Origin of the sequence: Streptomyces sp. NPDC101234 (genome assembly GCF_044767525.1) — a bacterium.
Taxonomy (GTDB): Bacteria; Actinomycetota; Actinomycetes; order Streptomycetales; family Streptomycetaceae; genus Streptomyces; species Streptomyces sasae.
This window is the reverse complement of record NZ_JBIWOA010000017.1, coordinates 51,454-67,745: the sequence shown is the minus strand read 5'-3', so window position 1 is coordinate 67,745 and position 16,292 is coordinate 51,454. Positions and strand designations below refer to the sequence as shown.

9 protein-coding genes are annotated in these 16,292 nt (G+C 70.9%); 5 read left to right on the top strand and 4 right to left on the bottom strand.

From position 1 onward, the window contains the following. The first annotated feature begins 112 nt into the window (after positions 1–112). Complete coding sequence (locus ACIRR9_RS29035; protein ID WP_403757607.1) at positions 113–1,555, top strand: sulfatase; 1,443 nt, start codon at positions 113–115, stop codon at positions 1,553–1,555. Between the two features lie 21 nt (positions 1,556–1,576). Here ACIRR9_RS29035 and ACIRR9_RS29030 read toward each other — a convergent pair whose 3' ends face one another. After that, complete coding sequence (locus ACIRR9_RS29030) at positions 1,577–2,419, bottom strand: rhomboid-like protein (RefSeq protein WP_403757604.1); 843 nt, start codon at positions 2,417–2,419, stop codon at positions 1,577–1,579. A gap of 254 nt (positions 2,420–2,673) precedes the next feature. Between ACIRR9_RS29030 and ACIRR9_RS29025 the strand changes: the two genes are divergently transcribed. The 4 genes from ACIRR9_RS29025 to ACIRR9_RS29010 all read left to right on the top strand — a co-directional run bounded on the left by ACIRR9_RS29025 (position 2,674) and on the right by ACIRR9_RS29010 (position 9,508). Beyond that, positions 2,674–3,369, top strand: a complete 696-nt coding sequence (locus ACIRR9_RS29025) for a spermidine synthase (protein ID WP_403757602.1) — start codon at positions 2,674–2,676, stop codon at positions 3,367–3,369. Between the two features lie 110 nt (positions 3,370–3,479). Further along, positions 3,480–4,220 (top strand): response regulator transcription factor, encoded by a 741-nt coding sequence (locus ACIRR9_RS29020; protein WP_123974191.1) that lies wholly within the window; start codon positions 3,480–3,482, stop codon positions 4,218–4,220. Continuing rightward, on the top strand, positions 4,217–5,350 hold the full coding sequence (locus ACIRR9_RS29015) for an ATP-binding protein (RefSeq protein WP_403757599.1): 1,134 nt from the start codon (positions 4,217–4,219) through the stop codon (positions 5,348–5,350). Before ACIRR9_RS29020 ends, ACIRR9_RS29015 begins: the two co-directional genes overlap by 4 nt. 327 nt (positions 5,351–5,677) lie before the next feature. Continuing rightward, positions 5,678–9,508, top strand: coding sequence for a multifunctional oxoglutarate decarboxylase/oxoglutarate dehydrogenase thiamine pyrophosphate-binding subunit/dihydrolipoyllysine-residue succinyltransferase subunit (locus tag ACIRR9_RS29010; RefSeq protein ID WP_403757596.1), 3,831 nt, complete (start codon positions 5,678–5,680; stop codon positions 9,506–9,508). Between the two features lie 71 nt (positions 9,509–9,579). Here the strand turns inward: ACIRR9_RS29010 and fxsT are convergent, their stop codons facing one another. Genes fxsT through ACIRR9_RS28995 form a run of 3 tightly spaced genes read right to left on the bottom strand, consistent with a single transcriptional unit; the run spans position 9,580 to position 16,290 of the window. After that, positions 9,580–13,176, bottom strand: a complete 3,597-nt coding sequence (gene fxsT, locus ACIRR9_RS29005; protein ID WP_403757594.1) for an FxSxx-COOH system tetratricopeptide repeat protein — start codon at positions 13,174–13,176, stop codon at positions 9,580–9,582. A gap of 5 nt (positions 13,177–13,181) precedes the next feature. Beyond that, on the bottom strand, positions 13,182–14,486 hold the full coding sequence (locus tag ACIRR9_RS29000) for a CHAT domain-containing protein (protein WP_403757591.1): 1,305 nt from the start codon (positions 14,484–14,486) through the stop codon (positions 13,182–13,184). Beyond that, the gene (locus tag ACIRR9_RS28995) at positions 14,476–16,290 is read right to left on the bottom strand and encodes a magnesium chelatase (RefSeq protein WP_403757589.1); all 1,815 of its coding nucleotides are present in this window, start codon (positions 16,288–16,290) and stop codon (positions 14,476–14,478) included. The genes ACIRR9_RS29000 and ACIRR9_RS28995 overlap by 11 nt, the downstream gene beginning before the upstream one ends. Positions 16,291–16,292 lie beyond the last annotated feature (2 nt).

Sequence of the window (16,292 nt, the reverse complement as noted above, 5' to 3'; positions counted from 1 at the left end):
AGATCCCCCAGACTGCCAGCGGATTCACAGCGCACAGCGCGCAGCGCCATGTGCCGGGGACTCGGGGGGACCTGTGGACGGGAAGCCAGCGCGCGGGCCCGGGCGGCGTGCCGTGATCACCGGCGCCGCGGTCGTCGCGGCCGGGGCCGCCGTCCCGTTGGCCGTAGGGGCCCTGGACGACGGCGGTGCCGCGCCCGCGGCCGGCCGCACCGCCCCGGCCGCACCGGTCGCGAGCCGTCCCCCGGCCTCGCCGCTCCCCCGCACCGACCCGCGGCCGAACATCCTCTTCGTGCTCACCGACGACCAGCCCAAGGAGACCGACTGGGCGATCCGCCGTACCGCCGACTGGCTGGGCGGGCAGGGCGTGACCTTCGCGCGGGCGCACGCCAACACCCCGCTCTGCGCGCCCTCCCGGGCCTCGATCATGTCGGGGCGGTACGCGCACAACCACGGCGTCCTCGACACCCGCCACCCCTACCACCTGGACCAGCACACCACCGTCCAGCGCCGGCTGCACGAGGCCGGCTACCGCACCGGCCTGTTCGGCAAGTACCTCAACTACTGGCACACCGGCGACAACCCGCCCCACTTCGACGAGTGGCTGCTGCAGGAGCCCGTGGCGTACTACGACGGCCACTACAACGACAACGGCACGGTCCGGAACATCCCCGGCTACAACACCACCGTCATCAGGGACCGCGCCCTCGCCTTCATCGACAGGTCGCGCACCGACACCCGGCCCTGGTTCGCGTACGTCGCCACCCGCAGCGCGCACGAACTCAACATCCCGGAGCGCAGGTACCGGCACACGCGGGTGCCGGAGTGGCCCGGCCGGCCGTCCGTGTACGAGGGCGACAAGAGCGACAAACCCCCGTTCCTGCGCGCGGCGAACCACACGTACGAGCAGGGCGAGGCGCTGCGCACCCGGCAGCTGCGCACCCTGCTCTCGGTGGACGACGCGATGCGCGACTTCCACGACGAGCTGCGCGCCCTGGGCCAGCTGGAGAACACGCTGGTGGTGTACACCAGCGACCACGGGCTGTGCTGGGCGGACCACGGCTGGCTGCGCAAGTCGGTGCCGTACCGGCCCGGTCTGGAGGTGCCGTTCTGGCTCTCCTGGCCGGCCCGGGGGCTGGGCGAGGGCACGGTCGACGACCGGCTCACCGGCCATGTGGACATCGCCCCGACGTTCCTGGACGCGGCCGGCCTCACCCCGGACACCCCGCACGACGGCCACTCGCTGCTCGACCCCCGCAACGACCGCGACCGCCTGCTCGCCGAGTGGTGGTGGAACCGGCAGGACCAGGAACCGATCCACACCTGGGCCACCCTCATCGGCAGGTCCGCGCAGTACACCGAGTACTACCGCACCCGCCTCGACCGGCAGGGCCGCCCCACGCAGGGCGACGGCGAGGTCCTCTTCCGCGAGTTCTACGACCTGGCCGCCGACCCGTACCAGCTCACCAACCGCCTGCACGGCGCGACGCGCGAGCAGGAGCAGGCCCTGGGGGTGCCGGAGTCGGCGAAGAGGCTGGCGGCGGCACGGCGCGCCTGAGCGGTCAGGCGGCCCGAACGGTCAGGCGGCCGGGACGGGGGCGACCGCCGGGCGCTGCTCCCGGTACCAGCGTCGTACCAACGGCCAGAGCGCCGTCCCGATGCCCAGCGAGATCAGATGGCCCCAGTTGGTCATCGGGTCCTCGAAGGCGATGAGGTCCTCGACGAGGTCGTAGCCGACCAGCGCGAGCAGGGGCCAGCGCAGCCAGGGGGGCAGGATGCCGGAGAGGGCGCCGATGCTGGCGGCGACGCCGAAGCTGATGCCGTAGTCGAGGCGGTGCAGGGAGGTGTCGGGGAGATCGCCGACCAGGACCCCGAGGCCGACCGGGACCTCGGTGGCGAGGGTGGCCAGCACATGCCCCGTCAGGAAGACGAGGATCGCGCGGGCACCCCCTATCCGCCGTTCCAGCGCGGTCAGGACCAGCACGAAGGCGAGGGCGTACGGCGACAGGAGCCCGCCCGCGATCCAGAGCGCGCTGGCGAGCAGGACGAAGACGGGGGTGCGCAGCAGGTGCGCCACGTCGGTGCTGGAGTCCTGGTAGAGGGCGTACACCAGGTCGCTGTTGGCATAGCTCGCAAAGAGCGAGGTGAGGGCCAGGATCGCCGTGTACGCGAAGGTCGCCGGTGTGCCGGTGGGGGTGGGGAGCAGACGCCAGGGGCGCAGCCGGAGGGCGGGAAACAGACGCCAGGGGCGCAGGCGGAGGTCCGGGGCCGTCGTCCGCGGCAAGGGGGCCGTGACCGGGCCTCGCTGGCGGGGCACGCCGTCGAGGAGGGCGGCGACCTGGAGGGCCGGGAAAGACCCGGACGACGTGGCCGCAAGGGGCTCGGGCGTGGGCGTCGATGCGGCCCTCGCGGTCCGTTCCACGGTGAGGCGCTCCTTCCGTTTCACCCCACCCTTCGCCGTCCCACGAGCCGCTGTCTATGACCGACACCACGCGGGGGCCGATTCACAGGATTTTCCGAAGAACCGTGGACGGACAAGAGGAACCATATGAGCCCCATCCGGCCGGCGGCGGGCGCGGAACGCCGGGCGGCCCCTCGAACGAGTGACACGCATGCGGCTGTCCGACACCCGTAATTCGCATGGCGGCAAAGCCCTGTTGGGGCAGGATGGCGGACATGACTACCCCGGCCTCCGCGCACGACAGCCATCCTGTGGTCCTGGACCGGCGCGAAGGGCCGTACGGCGAGGTGGTCCTGCGCAGACACGGCGAACTCCTGCAGATCATCGCCAACGGCTGCTTCCTGATGGACACCTCCGACGGGCGTTCGGAGCGGTTGCTCGTGGACTCGGCCGCCACCCACCCGGCCCTGGACGGGCGGACGGAGCCGGCGGTGCTGATCGGCGGGCTCGGCGTCGGGTTCTCGCTCGCGCACGCCGCGCGGGACCCGCGCTGGGGGCGGATCACGGTCGTGGAGCGGGAGGCGGCGGTCGTCGCCTGGCATCGCGACGGACCGCTTTCCGCGGTTTCCGCACGCGCGTTCGCAGATCCGCGTACGGTGATCATCGAGGAAGACCTCGTCGCATACGTCAATGAGACTTGCGACACGTTCGACGCGCTGTGCCTGGACATCGACAACGGGCCCGGCTGGACCGTCGACGAGGACAACGCGGGACTGTACTCGACGGCCGGACTCGCGGGCTGCGCAAGGGTGTTGAGGCCGGGCGGGGTACTCGCCGTATGGTCGGCGCAACCCTCTGCGGAATTCGAAGAAACCTTGTGGAATGCCGGGTTCACGCAGGTGCGTACCGAAGAGGTGCCGGTTGCCCGGGGCGTTCCGGACGTCGTTCACCTTGGCGTCGGCCCTGGATAGCGAGTGCGCCTCCTGTCCCCGTAGGGTGCATCCCTGACGCGGATCATTCAAGCGTCAATCGCAGTCATGGGATCACCCCACTGATTCCGGAAAGCACACAGGGGCGGGCGATGGAGCAGACACACACCTCCCACAACGGCGCGGCGACGGCGACTCCGGGCGCCCAGCGCCGCGTTCTGGTCGTCGAGGACGACCCCACGATCGTCGACGCCATCGCGGCCCGCCTGCGTGCCGAGGGGTTCCTCGTGCAAACAGCGGGTGACGGCCCGGCCGCCGTCGACACCGCCGAGGCCTGGCAGCCCGACCTGCTGATCCTCGACATCATGCTGCCCGGCTTCGACGGTCTGGAGGTCTGCCGTCGTGTGCAGGCCGCCCGGCCGGTGCCGGTGCTGATGCTCACCGCGCGCGACGACGAGACCGACATGCTGGTCGGCCTCGGGGTCGGCGCCGACGACTACATGACCAAGCCGTTCTCCATGCGGGAGCTGGCGGCACGCGTGCACGTACTGCTGCGGCGGGTGGAGCGGGCGGCCATCGCGGCCTCCACGCCCCGCTCCGGCATCCTGCGCCTGGGCGAACTGGAGATCGACCACGCACAGCGCCGGGTACGGGTGCGCAGCGAGGACGTCCACCTCACCCCGACCGAGTTCGACCTGCTGGTCTGCCTCGCCAACACCCCGCGCGCGGTGCTCTCCCGTGAGCAGCTGCTCGCCGAGGTGTGGGACTGGGCGGACGCCTCCGGCACCCGTACGGTCGACAGCCACATCAAGGCGCTGCGCCGGAAGATCGGCGCCGAGCGGATCCGCACCGTGCACGGTGTGGGCTACGCGCTGGAGACCCCGACGCCATGAGCGCCGGGCCGGCCGGACCGAGAGGCCCCGGGGGCTCCGGGGGTCCCGGGAGCCCTGGCGAGGAGCCCTGGGGCGGAGTACGCCCGTTCTCCATCAAGACCAAGCTGGGCGCGCTCGTCGTCGTCTCGGTGCTGATCACGACGGGTCTGTCGATGATCGCGGTGCACACCAAGACGGAGCTGCGCTTCATCACGGTCTTCTCGATGATCGCCACACTGCTGATAACGCAGTTCGTGGCGCATTCGCTCACCGCACCGCTGGACGACATGAACCTGGTGGCCCGGTCGATCTCGCAGGGCGACTACACGCGCCGGGTGCGCGAGAACCGCCGGGACGAGCTGGGCGACCTGGCCGAGACGATCAACGTCATGGCCGACGAGCTGGAGGCCCAGGACCGCCAGCGCAAGGAACTGGTCGCGAACGTCTCGCACGAGCTGCGCACGCCCATCGCGGGTCTGCGGGCCGTCCTGGAGAACGTGGTCGACGGGATCGCCGAGCCCGACACCGAGACGATGCGCACGGCCCTCAAGCAGACCGAGCGCCTCGGACGGCTGGTGGAGACCCTGCTGGACCTCTCCCGCCTCGACAACGGCGTCGTACCGCTGCGGCAGCGCCGTTTCGAGGTGTGGCCGTACCTCTCGGGCGTGCTGAAGGAGGCCAACATGGTCGCCGGCGCACGCGGCCTCGCCTCGAACTCCGGCAGCCACACCCGCTCGGACGTCCATCTGCACCTCGACGTGTCCCCGCCGGAGCTGACCGCGCTCGCCGACCCGGAGCGCATCCACCAGGTCGTGTCGAACCTCATCGACAACGCGGTCAAGCACAGCCCCCCGCACGGCCGGGTGACCGTGAAGGCACGGCGCGGGCCGCTGCCGGAGTCGCTGGAGCTGGAGGTCCTGGACGAGGGCCCCGGCATTCCGCGCTCGGAGTGGCACCGCGTCTTCGAGCGCTTCAACCGAGGGGCCGTACGACGGCCGCACGGGCCCGGCAGCGACGGCGGCACCGGACTCGGTCTGGCGATCGCCCGGTGGGCGGTGGATCTGCACGGCGGCCGGATCGGTGTGGCCGAATCCGACCGGGGCTGCAGGATCATCGTCACTCTCCCAGGGCTTTCATCCGTGCCAAGTTGACGTAAAGTTCGATCCGGAGCCTCAAGATCCACCTGTGGTCCGCACGGTCGCCGGCGCAGCCGGACACGTGTGATCAGGTCCGGCCTCCCCGCACGTCGCGGTGGGGGCCGGGGTGAGGTGATCACCGGGCGTGGCGGAGCCATGCCCGCTTCCGTCCTTTCACAGCGGAACCACGCTTGTTTCCCGCCATTTCAAGCCCTGAAACACGTTTTCTGGTGTGACTTACACGACGATGCACCGGCCCGACCTGACCTTCGGGGTCCGGAAGGCGTAGCGTTTATTCCCGCTGTCCATAACCTTGTGAAGCGGAAGAGGGCGGTTGCCGCCGTGTCGCCACAGTCCCCCAGTAACTCGAGTGTCTCGACCGACGCAGACCAAGCGGGCAAGAACCCCGCGGCCGCGTTCGGACCGAACGAGTGGCTCGTCGACGAGATCTATCAGCAGTACCTCCAGGACCCGAATTCGGTAGACCGTGCCTGGTGGGACTTCTTCGCCGACTACAAGCCGGGAGCGCCCGCCGCCTCGGCTCCGGCGGGTACCGCGGCCGCGGGGGCCGCGGGCACCACCACAACACCCGTGCCGGCGCCGCAGGCCGCGGCTCCGGCCGCCCCGGCGCCCGCCCCGGCCGCGCCCGCCGTACCGGCACCCGCCCCGGCTGCTCCGGCCGCCCCGGTGGCGCCGCAGGCCGCGGCGCCCGCGAAGCCCGCAGCCGCTCCGGCCCCGGCCCCGGCCCCGGCCGCCGCCAAGCCGGCCGCCGCCGCGAAGGCCGCGCCCGCCGCCGCGGCTCCCGACGGTCCCGATCTGGTCACCCTGCGTGGTCCCGCCGCCGCCGTCGCGAAGAACATGAGCGCCTCGCTGGACGTGCCGACGGCCACCTCGGTCCGCGCGGTCCCGGTGAAGCTGCTGTTCGACAACCGCATCGTCATCAACAACCACCTCAAGCGCGCGCGGGGCGGGAAGATCTCCTTCACGCACCTGATCGGCTTCGCGATGGTGCAGGCCCTCAAGGCCATGCCGTCGATGAACTACTCGTTCGCGGAGAAGGACGGCAAGCCGACCCTGGTCAAGCCGCCGCACGTGAACTTCGGCCTGGCCATCGACCTGGTGAAGCCCAACGGCGACCGCCAGCTCGTCGTCGCGGCCATCAAGAAGGCCGAGACCCTGAACTTCTTCGAGTTCTGGCAGGCCTACGAGGACATCGTCCGTCGCGCCCGCGACAACAAGCTGACGATGGACGACTTCACCGGCGTCACGGTCTCCCTGACCAACCCCGGCGGCCTCGGCACCGTCCACTCGGTCCCGCGTCTGATGCCCGGCCAGTCGGTCATCATGGGCGTCGGCTCCATGGACTACCCCGCGGAGTTCCAGGGCACCAGCCAGGACACCCTGAACAAGCTCGGCATCTCGAAGGTCATGACGCTCACGTCGACCTACGACCACCGGGTCATCCAGGGCGCCGCCTCCGGCGAGTTCCTGCGCCAGGTCGCGAACCTCCTCCTCGGCGACAACGGCTTCTACGACGAGATCTTCGAGGCGCTGCGCATCCCCTACGAGCCGGTCCGCTGGCTCAAGGACATCGACGCCTCCCACGACGACGACGTCACCAAGGCCGCCCGTGTCTTCGAGCTGATCCACTCCTACCGGGTCCGCGGCCACGTCATGGCCGACACCGACCCGCTGGAGTACAAGCAGCGCAAGCACCCCGACCTGGACATCACCGAGCACGGCCTCACCCTGTGGGACCTGGAGCGCGACTTCGCGGTCGGCGGTTTCGCCGGCAAGTCGATGATGAAGCTGCGCGACATCCTCGGTGTGCTGCGCGACTCGTACTGCCGCACCACCGGCATCGAGTTCATGCACATCCAGGACCCGAAGCAGCGCAAGTGGATCCAGGACCGCGTGGAGCGCCCGCACTCCAAGATGGAGCGCGAGGAGCAGCTGCGGATCCTGCGCCGCCTGAACGCTGCGGAAGCCTTCGAGACCTTCCTGCAGACGAAGTACGTCGGCCAGAAGCGCTTCTCCCTGGAGGGCGGCGAGTCCGTCATCCCGCTGCTCGACGCGGTGATCGACTCCGCGGCCGAGTCCCGCCTGGACGAGGTCATCATCGGCATGGCCCACCGCGGCCGCCTGAACATCCTCGCGAACATCGTCGGCAAGTCGTACGCCCAGATCTTCCGCGAGTTCGAGGGCAACCTCGACCCGAAGTCGATGCACGGCTCCGGCGACGTGAAGTACCACCTGGGCGCCGCGGGCACCTTCACCGGCCTGGACGGCGAGCAGATCAAGGTCTCGCTGGCCGCCAACCCGTCCCACCTGGAGACGGTCGACCCGGTCATCGAGGGCATCGCCCGCGCCAAGCAGGACGTCATCAACAAGGGCGGCACGGACTTCACGGTCCTGCCGGTCGCGCTGCACGGCGACGCGGCCTTCGCGGGCCAGGGCGTGGTGGCCGAGACCCTGAACATGTCGCAGCTGCGCGGCTACCGCACCGGCGGCACGGTCCACATCGTCATCAACAACCAGGTCGGCTTCACGGCGGCGCCCGAGTCCTCGCGCTCCTCCATGTACGCCACCGACGTGGCCCGCATGATCGAGGCCCCGATCTTCCACGTGAACGGCGACGACCCGGAGGCCGTGGTGCGCGTCGCGCGCCTCGCCTTCGAGTTCCGCCAGGCGTTCAACAAGGACGTGGTGATCGACCTCATCTGCTACCGCCGCCGCGGTCACAACGAGTCGGACAACCCGGCCTTCACCCAGCCGCTGATGTACGACCTGATCGACAAGAAGCGCTCGGTGCGCAAGCTCTACACCGAGTCCCTGATCGGTCGCGGCGACATCACCCTGGAAGAGGCCGAGCAGGCCCTGCAGGACTACCAGGGCCAGCTGGAGAAGGTCTTCACCGAGGTCCGCGAGGCCACCTCGCAGCCTGCCGCCGGTGCCGTCCAGGAGCCGCAGGACGGCTTCCCGGTCGCGGTGCCGACGGCGATCTCCGCGGAGGCCGTCAAGCGCATCGCCGAGTCCCAGGTCAACATCCCGGACTACTTCACCGTCCACCCGCGTCTGCTGCCGCAGCTGCAGCGCCGGGCGGCGATGATCGAGGACGGCACGATCGACTGGGGCATGGGCGAGACCCTGGCCATCGGCTCGCTGCTGATGGAGGGCACCCCGGTGCGCCTCTCCGGCCAGGACTCCCAGCGCGGCACCTTCGGCCAGCGGCACGCGGTCCTGATCGACCGGGAGACGGGCGCGGACTACACGCCGCTCCTCTACCTGACCGAGGACCAGGCCCGCTACAACGTCTACAACTCGCTGCTCTCCGAGTACGCGGTGATGGGCTTCGAGTACGGCTACTCGCTGGCCCGTCCCGACGCGCTGGTGATGTGGGAAGCCCAGTTCGGTGACTTCACCAACGGCGCCCAGTCGATCGTCGACGAGTACATCTCGGCGGCCGAGCAGAAGTGGGGCCAGACGTCCGGCGTCACGCTCCTGCTTCCGCACGGCTACGAGGGCCAGGGCCCGGACCACTCCTCGGCCCGTATCGAGCGGTTCCTGCAGCTCTGCGCCCAGAACAACATGACGGTGGCCATGCCCACCCTCCCGTCGAACTACTTCCACCTCCTGCGGTGGCAGGTGCACAACCCGCACCACAAGCCGCTGGTCGTCTTCACCCCGAAGTCGATGCTGCGCCTCAAGGCGGCGGCCTCGAAGGCGGAGGAGTTCACGAGCGGGCAGTTCCGCCCGGTCATCGGCGACGCGTCGGTCGACCCGAACGCGGTCCGCAAGGTCGTCTTCTGCACCGGCAAGGTCTACTACGACCTGGAGGCCGAGCGGCAGAAGCGCGGTGTCACGGACACGGCGATCATCCGTCTGGAGCGCCTGTACCCGCTGCCGGGTGCGGAGCTCCAGGCCGAGGTCAACAAGTACCCGAACGCCGAGAAGTACCTGTGGACCCAGGAGGAGCCGGCGAACCAGGGTGCCTGGCCGTTCATCGCGCTCAACCTGATCGACCACCTGGACCTGGCGGTCGGCGCCGACGTCCCGGCCGGCGAGCGCCTGCGCCGCATCTCCCGCCCGCACTCGTCGTCCCCGGCGGTGGGCTCGGCGAAGCGCCACCAGGCGGAGCAGGAGCAGCTGGTGCGTGAGGTGTTCGAGGCGTAGTCCTCAGACACTCGGAGCACGGTGAAGGGTCCGGTCCCCGTCGGGGGGCCGGGCCCTTCGGTGTACGGCCGTCAGCTCGCCTGGGGTTCGAAGTCCCAGTACGGGCGGTTGCGGGCGCGGGCCGAGAGCGTGTGGACGTGCTGCCTGCCCAGAGTCGCCTCCAGGTCGGCCAGGGCCTCCTGTTCGGTCTTCGCGGCTTCCTGGCGGGAGCGCAGTCCGCGCAGGTCGGCCGCGTGGGCAAGCCGGGCCGACAAAGTCAGGGGGTGGGTGCGGCCGAGTACCTCGGTGGCCCGGGCGACGGTGGTCCTGCTCAGTCCGGCGTCGGACTCCGTCTCTCCGGTCATGTTGCGCAGGACCGATGCGTTGACGGCGCAACCGAGGGTGTAGGGGTGGCTGTCGCCGACGACCACAGCCATGTCGGCGAGCGCCTGCTCCATCAGAACACGGGCGTGCTCCCGCTCTCCGACGTTGCACAGGACCAGGGCCTGGTTCGCCCGGGCGCCGATGATGAACGGGTGTCCCTCCGGGAGGAGTCGCTCGTACTGAGAGAGCACGAACTCGCTGGTCGCGCGGGCCAGGTCGATGTCACCGTGCTCACGGTTGAAGCAGCTGTGGCTGACGGCGGCGGACAGCGTGAGGAGGTTGTTCTCGCCCATTTTCCGCTCGTACCCCTCCAGCACCCGGGTGAGCAGCGCCCCCGCCGCCGCGCGGTCCCCGCTTCGCAGTTGGCACAGCGCCAGGTTGTGCTCGGCCCGCAACGTGTCCGGATTGCCCGGGCCGCCGACGATCCGATACTCATGCACGTTCCGCGACTGGACGGACTGGGCCTCCGCATAGCGGCCCAGCAGCCTCAGGTCGATGGAGTAGGACACCTCGGAGAAGAGGGTCCACACGTGCAGGCCCGTCAGCACGGAGCGCCGTTGCTCCAGGGTCTGCCGGTCGACGCTGCGGGCCTCTTCGTACCTGCCGAGCAGCCGCAGCGTGAAGCCAAGGTTGTTCAGGGCGTTGAGGGTCCGGGAGTCCTGGTCCCCCAGGAGGTCCCGGTAGGCAGGGTAGAGCCACTCGTACAGTTCCAGGGCCTCGGCATAGCGGGCTTGGCCCCACAGGTCGGCCCCCAGCCCGTTGGCCGCCCGTAGGTAGTCCAGGTCCTGTCCCCCACGCTCCTCGTGCAGGTGTTCCATGGACGCCCGGTCCAGGCTCTCGGTCTCCGCGAACCGCCCCTCCGCGCGCAACAGATCGGTGTAGTGGTTGGTCAGTTCCCAGACCCGCGGGTGCGCCTCGCCCAGCAGCTCGCGCCAGACCTCAAGGGCCTCGCGCCCGAGTTGGACGCCTTCCGCGTACTCGCCGGCGAACCACATGTAGCGCAGGGCGTTGAGCACCAGGGCCTGCACCTTGCGGTCCTTGTCGCGCACCGCGTCGGCATCCCCCAGATGGGGCACTATCTCCGCGTACTCGCGCCAGGTCCGGGTGTCGGTCGGACGGCCCGGGTCGGCCTCGGCCAGCGCGCGCCGCACCACAGCGCCGTACAGCCGCATCTGGTCCGCCGTCATGTCCTGGTGGACGATCCGATGGACCATCCGATGGACGTACACCGACTCCCCGGAGCGGGGTGTCTCGTCGAACTGGACCTCGTACGACTCCAGGCGCACCACGGAATACTGTCGCAGTTGGTTGATCACCTTGTTCCAGAGCAAGGGGTCGTCGAGCAGCCTGCCCAGGTTCTCCGGCAGGTCGTCGCGTGGCATCCCCCGCAGCAGGTCCACCGGGATGTAGCCCGGCGCGAAGAACGTGCACAGCCGGAGGAGATCGACCGACTCCGGGACAGTCTCCTGCAGCTTGTTCAACAGGACCGACCACGCGGTCCGGAAGGCCACCGGGAAGTCCGGAGACACCTGTACGGCGTCCTGGTATCGGCCGTTCTCCAGCAGTGCGATGTACTCCTCGACGGACAGGTCGGAGTCGTTCAGCCAGCCGGCCGCCTGATCCAGGGGCAGGGGCAGGTCTTCCAGCGCCTCGGCGAGCTGGTCGGCCTCCGCCCAGGTCAACCGGGGCGCGCGGCGGCGGACGAAGGCGGTCGACTCGTCCCGGGTGTAGGCGGACACGTCCAGGAGTCGGCTGCCGTGCTCGGCCCACCGTGGCGTGAGAGAGGTGATGATCAGGTGTCCTGGGCCGGTCGGGACCAGGTCCGAGATCTGGTCGGGCTCGTCCGCGCCGTCCAGGATCAGCAGCCAGCGGGAGTACGGCTCGCCCCTGCGCAGCGCTTCCCGTACCGCGCGCAGCCGCTCGGCGTACTCGTACCCCGTGGACAGCCCGAGTCGCGGTGCCAGTTCGGCCAGCAGGCGCCGGCAGGTGCCCCGGCTCTCCGCGTCGACCCACCACACCACGTCGTACTCCGAACCGAATCGGTAGACGTACTCGGCGGCCAGCTGTGTCTTGCCCACCCCCGACATCCCGAAGAGGGTGAGGACGCCCGCGCCGGGCGTGCTCTCCTGCAGCATGCGACGGGCGTCGGCGAGGAGTGACTCTCGGCCGGTGAAGCGGGTGTTGCGACGTGGTACGCCGCCCCATACCGCGGGCATCGCCGCGGGAAAGCGGGGGCCACGCGAATCGTCCGCCGCCGGGAGGCCATGGGTCGGCAGGTCCAGCCGGTCCAGCAGCCGGCGCTCCGCCTCGTCCGCACCCATGTTGGTCAGGTCGACCGGCGCCAGGACGGCGATCGCCGCCGGCACCTGCGTATTGGTGACGGACACGGCGGCGAACTTGGCGGGATCGGGCGCGACCACCTCGCGCAGCGCCGCGTTCCACTCCTCGAAGGTCCGGGGACCGAGCTGGAAATAGCGCTCACTGACCAGGATGAGGATCCGGCCCTCCGCGAGCGCCAGGCCGCGCAGCAGGTCCACCAGGGTCTCCTCCGCCGGGGAGTCCCAGCGCACATGGGAGACCCGGACGCCCCGCCGCTCCAGCCTGTCCCCGATCCACGCCGCCCAGGCCCGGTCGAACCCGGCGAAGCTGACGGTTACCGTCACGCGTCCGTCCTGTTCGCCTCGTTCGGTCCGCCGAGGTGGCACGGGCGCTTCGGCCCGGACCTCAGGGCCGGACTGATCGCTCGTCGCGCCCCCTGCGAGCAGGCGCGACAGCACTCCGCGGAAGCCGCGCCGGTCCCGGTCGGCGGACGGCGTCCTCGGCCCTTCCTCCTCGACCGTGATCGCCGGCTGTTCCCGGACCGGACGGGCCTTCGGTACGCGGTCGGGCTCACGTCCCTGGATCTCCGAGCGCAGCTCCACCTTGCGCACCGGCACGCCCCACTGGTTGCTGATCGTCAGCCAGAGGGAGGCGGTCCCCGGCTCGCTCCCCGTCGACACGGCGAAGCGTGCCGGACCGTATGTGCCACCGAAGCGGTGGAGTACGACGACGGGTTCGTCGAGGGCCGCGCACACGAGGGGCCCGGCGCCTTCCAGGGCGACCGAGAAGGTGAACTCCTCCTCCGCCCAGGGCCAGTTCGGCTCCGTGTCGTCGTCGGCCGGCAGTGGGCCGCGCAGGTCGACGGTGACCAGGTAGTCGCAGTCGGTCTCGGCCTCGCGCGGCCATGCGACGACGGGCTCGATCAGCAGTGGCGCTTCGTCGGCGCCCCTGGCTTCCGTCCCCTCCTGTGCGGCGTGGCCGTTCATCCTCCTCAGCTGCTCCGTCCTTCGTCGTGGTCGACGAGTCGCAGCGTGGTGAGCGGGTGCCCGTAGTAGTGGAACATGAAGGCGTAGAGGAGGCGCAGGACCCGTTTCTGACCGACGGCGTCGACCTCTCCGTCGTCGTTGCGGACGTTCGGGATGGCGGCCAGGCCCCCGAACTCGCGCACCGCGTCGGCCCGGAACGCCCGAAGCTTCTCGGTGAGAGGCTGCTGCGACCGGGCGGTGACCTCTCGTACCAGTCGGTGCACCATCGCCCGCGCCTCCGGATCCCCGATCGCTCCCGCCGTGACGATGCAGCCGCCCGCCCCCTTGCGCAGGAACAGTTCGGCGAACCCCCGCAATGCCTCCTCGCCCTGCGCCCGGTTGTCGACGAAGCGGCCGGAGTGGCAGGCGTTGAGACAGACCAGGGAGTGGTCCCTGCGCAGCAGGTGCATCTGCTCGCCGTTGAACTCGGCCCAGGTCCGTCCCGCCAGTTGCAGTCGGGTGACGGTATGGCCGTACTCGCCGTGGCAGCCCATGTAGACGAGGCCGGTCCGGTCCGTCGACGCTTCAAGGGCCCTGAGGAACGGGGTGATCTCCTTGTGCGGCCGTGGGGCATAGGGCTTGAGTGCGATGTGATCGCGTTCCATGTCCCGGTGCAGATAGGCGAGGACGCCGCCATGGAACGCGCCGGTCTCACGCGGCAGGTCGTACCCGGTGTCGTGGACGGTGGTCCAGCGGGCGACCGCGACCAGGGCGCCCAGCAGTCCGCCTCCCAGGCCGAGTTCCGGATCGTCCGGCAACCGGAAAAGCTCCCACGGCAGTTCGTACCCGGTGTCGTCCCAGACGATGAGGCGCAGCCGCGCCCCGTGCCGTCGCCGGGCCTGGTTGATCCAGTGGGCGAGTGCCCGCTGGTTGTCCGACCAGTGCAGGACGGCCCGCAGGACCTCCGAGGGGAACTCGCCGTCGCCCCGCCTCAGGGTGCCGAGGCTGACGGCCGGGGCGATCAGCCGGGTCGGCCCGGGCGCGCAGCTGACCTTGAGCGAGCCGCACCAGCCGTGCAGCCGGTATCCGTCCCGGGAGTCGCGGGTTTGGCTGCGCTGCACCCGCAGGAGTGCGAAGCCTTCCGGCAGCCGGGAGCCGGGCCGGGCGTCCGTCCTGCCGAGACCGGCCGTCGGCTCCTCGGACCGGCGCAGATGCAGCACGGAGCTCTTCTCCCGGCGCACCGCCGCCGTCAGCCCCGGCAGTCCGGCTCGGCGTACGGCACTGCCGGCCTCGGCCATCCAGCGGGGAGCGCGCGGCTGTTCACCGATCACCCTGGTCCCCCTCGTCGTTCAGGGGGGCACGCCCCACGATCACCATCCCGCCGAGCGCGTCGGCGAGTTGGCCCGGCAGGTGTCCGTAGGCCGCCGGAGCCGGGTCCACGACGGCCGTGTGCACGCGGGTCCGGTCCATGGCCGCAATCCGCCGCGCCGTCTCCAGCGCGTCCGTGATGCCGGCCGCGCCCACCTCGTACGGCGGCCGCCCGCCATGGCTGACGCTCAGCGGCACGTTGCCCCGGCCGTCGGTGACCACGACCACCCAGGCCTCGGCGAGCCCGTTGCCGTGCTGGCGGAAGGCCCGCCGAAGCACCCGTGACGCCTCCTCGATGCCATGGGCGAGCGGGGTGGCCCGGCCCGACTGCCGGTACAGGGAGGCAACCACGTGCGGGTCGAGGACACTGCGGGCCGAGAACGATGAGGCCCGCAGTTCGTCGGTGGTCCGGGCGCCGCCGACCTCGATCATCTGTACGGCGGCCCGTTCGGTGTAGGCCCACTGCAGGAACGGGGTCAGCGCGTCCTGCCAGTCCCAGTCGTCGTCCCGGCAGGTGTGGTCCAGGACCAGTACCAGCATGCGTTCGGGGGCACCGGCCCGGACGTGGCTGTGCAGGTCGACCGGCGAGATGGTGAACCGCCTGTTGTGGCGCAGGCGTTGGTGCACGGCGGCTTCGCGGACCGTGCGGACATGGGCGAGGTCGCGCAGGTTCCCGGCGCGCCTGGTGCCGATGACCGCGCCGCGCGCCGAGGCAGGACCCACGGTCCGCTGCCATGGGCTGCGCAGCGGCGCGAAGTCGCGGGGTTCCCCGGTCTCGTCCTCCGGGAAGGGGGTGGCGAGGACGACGGGGGTACCGCCGGGGGTCCTGCCGATCGGCTCGGCGGGCTCCGTTTCCAGGAGCGGCTGCACCGCGGGGGCCGGTTCGCGCGCAGGAACGGTCTCCTCGGCCGTGCTGCGCGGCGGCGAGATGCGGAACCGTCCGGCAGGCGGCAGGGGCGCATCCTGGCCATGGGCCTGGGAGGGGGTGGGGCGCGGGGGGTCCGGCACGGTCAGGCCCATGAGCCGGGCGGCCGCTTCGCAGTGCGCGACCCCTGCGGTGCGATCGCCCTGCAGGGCGGCGACGGCACGGGCGAGGCGGGCCAGGGCGAGCTCTCTGCGGACACCGGACGCGGCGCCGAGGAGGGTGCGCACGCGGTCGAGAGCGTCGTCGGTGACCGGCACGGCGGGAGCCGTGTCGCGGGCGACCGCCCCTGTGTCCGGCAGCGGAAGCCGGAGACCCGCCACGGACAGCCGTACGGCGAACCTGTCCAGCAGGTGGGGGCTGAGCCGTCCGGCGTCGGCGGACGGGCAGGCCGCCAGCCAGCGGCCTCGGGGGCGGGCCGTATGGCTCAGACCGGTGTGCTCGACCACGGCGACGTCGGCACCCAGGAGTTGTACGGCCGCGCGCATGCCGGCGACGCTGAGCCGGGCCAGATCGGGCACCACGATCAGCGGCGGCGCCCCGAGGCGGCCGTCACCCGCTATCAGTGGCCCCGGCTCGACACGAAGAGTGATGCCGTCGCGTGCGCGGTGGAGCCGGGCACGGGTCCAGAAGTCCTCGTCGCGGCCGGTCGCACCGAGCATGACCGGCGCCCCGGCAGTCCCGAGAATGCCGGCGAAGTGGCGCGCGACCGGGTCGACCAGCCGGGGTTCCAGATCGAAGAGCAGGACGCCGGACAGGGCGGGGTCCAAGGCGGCGCAGGTCAGCGCGAGGGTGAGTCTCTCCGTGAGGTCGTCCGGATCCACGCGGATCCCGTCGGTGGCCATGG